This is a genomic window from Sphingomonas bacterium (assembly GCF_903643065.1).
Classification (GTDB): domain Bacteria; phylum Pseudomonadota; class Alphaproteobacteria; order Sphingomonadales; family Sphingomonadaceae; genus Sphingomonas.
The window spans coordinates 1-2,872 of sequence record NZ_CAHJWX010000404.1 but is presented as its reverse complement, the minus strand read 5'-3'; the positions used below and the strand labels follow the sequence as shown (position 1 = coordinate 2,872).

Annotated in this window: 4 protein-coding genes and 1 pseudogene; 3 read left to right on the top strand and 2 right to left on the bottom strand. The window is 73.3% G+C overall.

Translation table 11 applies throughout. The features are described 5' to 3' along the window. Both ribA and HUU95_RS12895 read left to right on the top strand, forming a co-directional pair. A partial coding sequence (gene ribA, locus HUU95_RS12900) for a GTP cyclohydrolase II (RefSeq protein ID WP_174280469.1) occupies nucleotides 1-677 on the top strand: 677 nt, incomplete at its 5' end. Then, nucleotides 674-1,168, top strand: coding sequence for a YdcF family protein (locus HUU95_RS12895; RefSeq protein WP_254602793.1), 495 nt, complete (start codon nucleotides 674-676; stop codon nucleotides 1,166-1,168). The genes ribA and HUU95_RS12895, both read left to right, overlap by 4 nt. A gap of 58 nt (nucleotides 1,169-1,226) precedes the next feature. Here the strand turns inward: HUU95_RS12895 and HUU95_RS12890 are convergent, their stop codons facing one another. Continuing rightward, the gene (locus HUU95_RS12890; RefSeq protein ID WP_174280470.1) at nucleotides 1,227-1,946 is read right to left on the bottom strand and encodes an HAD family hydrolase; all 720 of its coding nucleotides are present in this window, start codon (nucleotides 1,944-1,946) and stop codon (nucleotides 1,227-1,229) included. Nucleotides 1,947-1,960: 14 nt separating this feature from the next. Further along, nucleotides 1,961-2,626, bottom strand: coding sequence for a YggS family pyridoxal phosphate-dependent enzyme (locus tag HUU95_RS12885; RefSeq protein WP_174280468.1), 666 nt, complete (start codon nucleotides 2,624-2,626; stop codon nucleotides 1,961-1,963). Nucleotides 2,627-2,647: 21 nt separating this feature from the next. Between HUU95_RS12885 and HUU95_RS12880 the strand changes: the two are divergent. After that, nucleotides 2,648-2,872, top strand: a pseudogene (locus HUU95_RS12880) (thiamine phosphate synthase); the annotation flags it as partial.

Sequence of the window (2,872 nt, the reverse complement as noted above, 5' to 3'; positions counted from 1 at the left end):
GGCTGGCCGGCGTGCTGCCCGCCTTCTTCGTGGGCGACGGCGCGGGCGACGTCGCGATCGATCCCTCGGCGATCGACACGTACGAGGATGCCGCGCGACTGGCGATCGCCGTGCGCGCGCGCCTGCCGGTGGCGGGCGCCGAACGCGCCGAGATCGTCGCCTTTCGCACTCCCGAGCAGCCCGGCGAGCATGTCGCGCTGCTGATCGGTGAACCCGATGGGGCTCCGCCGCTGGTGCGGCTGCACTCCGAATGCCTGACGGGCGACATGCTCGGCAGCCTCAAATGCGACTGCGGACCGCAATTGCGCGCCGCGATCGATGCGATCGCCGCGGCCGGCTGGGGCATGCTTCTGTACCTGCGCCAGGAGGGGCGCGGCATCGGCCTCGTCAACAAGCTGCGCGCCTATGCGCTGCAGGACCAGGGGTTCGACACGGTGGATGCCAACACCCGGCTCGGCTTCGCGATCGATGCGCGCGACTATCGCGTGGCGGCGCGGATGCTGGAGCTGCTGGGCCAGAGGCGCGTGCGGCTGCTGACCAACAATCCCGACAAGGTCGCGCAGCTCGCCGCCGCCGGGATCGAGGTGGTCGGGCGCGTGCCGCACCACCTGCCGCCCAATCCGCACAACGAACGCTATCTCGCCACCAAGCGCGACCGGACGGGGCACCAGTTCTGAACCGGCTTCTCGTCCTGTTCGGGGCGGCGGTCCGCGCCGACGGGTCGCCCAGCGAGACGCTGGCGCGGCGGATCGGCTATGCCGCCGCGGCGGCGCAGGGCGATCCCGGGCTGGTGCTGTTCCTGTCGGGCGGGATTGGGCGGCACGGCCCGTCCGAGGCGTCGGTGATGGCCCGGATGCTGGCGGGCAGCGTCTCGGCGAGCCGGCTGCACCTCGACGAGGCGAGCGGCGACACGCTGGAGACGGTGCGCGCCGCGACCCGGTTCGCGCGCTCGAACAAGCTGGGAGCGGTCCTGTCGTGCACCGATTCCTATCATCAGCCCCGCGTCCGGATGCTGTTCGCGCTCCAGGGGCTGCGCTGCACCGCGCTGCCGCTTCCCCGCCGCGGCACCCGCCGCGCGTTCTGGCGGATGCGGCTGCGCGAGGCGGCAGCGATCCCGTACGACCTGGTCGCCGGCGGTGCGGCGGCATGGCGGGACCGGCGGGGATGATCGTCATGCCTCCCGCTCACGACGGCGGGAACCCGGACAATGGCGGCTGGCCCGCCTCTCATGCGATCAGCGCCGCGACCTCCCCGAAATCGGCCGCCACCGCCGCCACGCCGATCGTGCGCAGGCGATCCGCGTAGGCAGGGCCGCAGTGCCGCCCCGCCGTCAGGCCGATGACATGGCCGCCGCTCGCGACCGCGCCGGTCGCGCCGACGGGCGAGTCCTCGATGATCGCGCACCGCCCGATCGCGACCCCCAGCCGCGCCGCGCCATACAGATAGAGGTCGGGCGCCGGCTTGCCCCGCGCGACGTGCTCGCGCCCCGAATAGATGTGCTCGCCGAACGCGTCGGCCAGGCCGATATGGTCGAGGTGGCGGCGGATCCAGTCGGTGCGACTCGACGAGACGATCGCTCGCGGCAGGCCGGGCGGCAGCGCGCGGACAAAGGAGGCCGCGCCCGCCACCTCGCCGATGCCCTCGCGCATCGCGCGCTCGTCCTCCACCGCGCGCGCGGCGTGGAAGCTGGCCGGGATCGGGCCGCCGAGCCGGCGTTCCAGCGCGGCGTGGAAATCCGCGCCGGCGAGCCCCATGAAATCGTCCATCGCGCGCTCGGGCGTGGTCGGATGGCCGATGCCGGTCAGATACTCCGCGATCTGGCGGTTGCCGGCATATTCGCTCTCGATCAGCACGCCGTCGAAGTCGAACAGGAGGGCGTCGAACCTGCAGGCGATCGGACCCGAAGAACGGTCGCCTCGACCCTCTGCGTCGAGGCCGACGCGCATCGGGGCGTCGGTGCTCATGCCCGGCTCCCGAACAGCGCGCTGCCGACGCGGACATGCGTGGCGCCCAGCATCACCGCCGCCTCCAGATCGTCAGACATCCCCATGCTCAGCCCTGTCAGTCCGTGGTCGCGCGCGAGCCTTGCGAGCAGCGCGAAATAGGGTGCCGCCTCGACACCCGCCGGCGGCACCGCCATCAGCCCGGCGACATCCAGCCCGGCGGTCCGCGCGTCGTCCAGCAGCGCGGGCAGGTCGGCAAGCGCGCAGCCGCCCTTCTGCGGCTCGTCGCCTATGTTCACCTGCACGAAGCAGCGCGGCGAGCGGCCGGTCCTGACCGCCGCCCGTCCGATCGCCCCGACGAGCGAGCGCCGGTCGACCGAATGGATCGCGTCGAACAACGCCACCGCCGCCTCCGCCTTGTTCGACTGGAGCTGACCGACCAGGTGCAGCTCGACGCCCGGATGGTCCTCGCGAAGCGCCGGCCACTTGCCCTCCGCTTCCTGCACGCGGTTCTCGCCGAACGCGCGCTGGCCGGCATCGAGCAGCGGGCGCATCGCCTCGGCCGGATGCGTCTTGCCGATCGCCACCAGCGTAACGCCGGCGGGATCGCGGCGGGCGAGCCGGGCGGCGGCGGCGATCCGCTCGCGCACGGCCGCAAGCGGAGTCGGTGGGTCGTTCGTCATGCGCGCGCTATAGGAACGAGGATGCATCCCCGCCAACCCGTCCCGAGCATCTGGCTGATGACCGACGAGCGGCTCGGCGACGCGCTGTTCGCCGCGCTCGCCCGGCTTCCGCGCGGCGCGGGCGTGGTGTTCCGTCACCATGCGACCCCGGCGGCGGAGCGACGGCGGCTGTTCGCGGCCGTGGCCCGGACCTGCCGGGCGCGCGGGCTGCTGCTGGTGACGGCGGACGACCGGCGGCCCGGCCAC

Bases quoted from the DNA above. Each gene is read 5' to 3' on its own strand.
- HUU95_RS12890 (WP_174280470.1), bottom strand. From the start codon at position 1,946: ATGCGCGTCGGCCTCGACGCAGAGGGTCGAGGCGACCGTTCTTCGGGT.
- HUU95_RS12885 (WP_174280468.1), bottom strand. From the start codon at position 2,626: ATGACGAACGACCCACCGACTCCGCTTGCGGCCGTGCGCGAGCGGATC.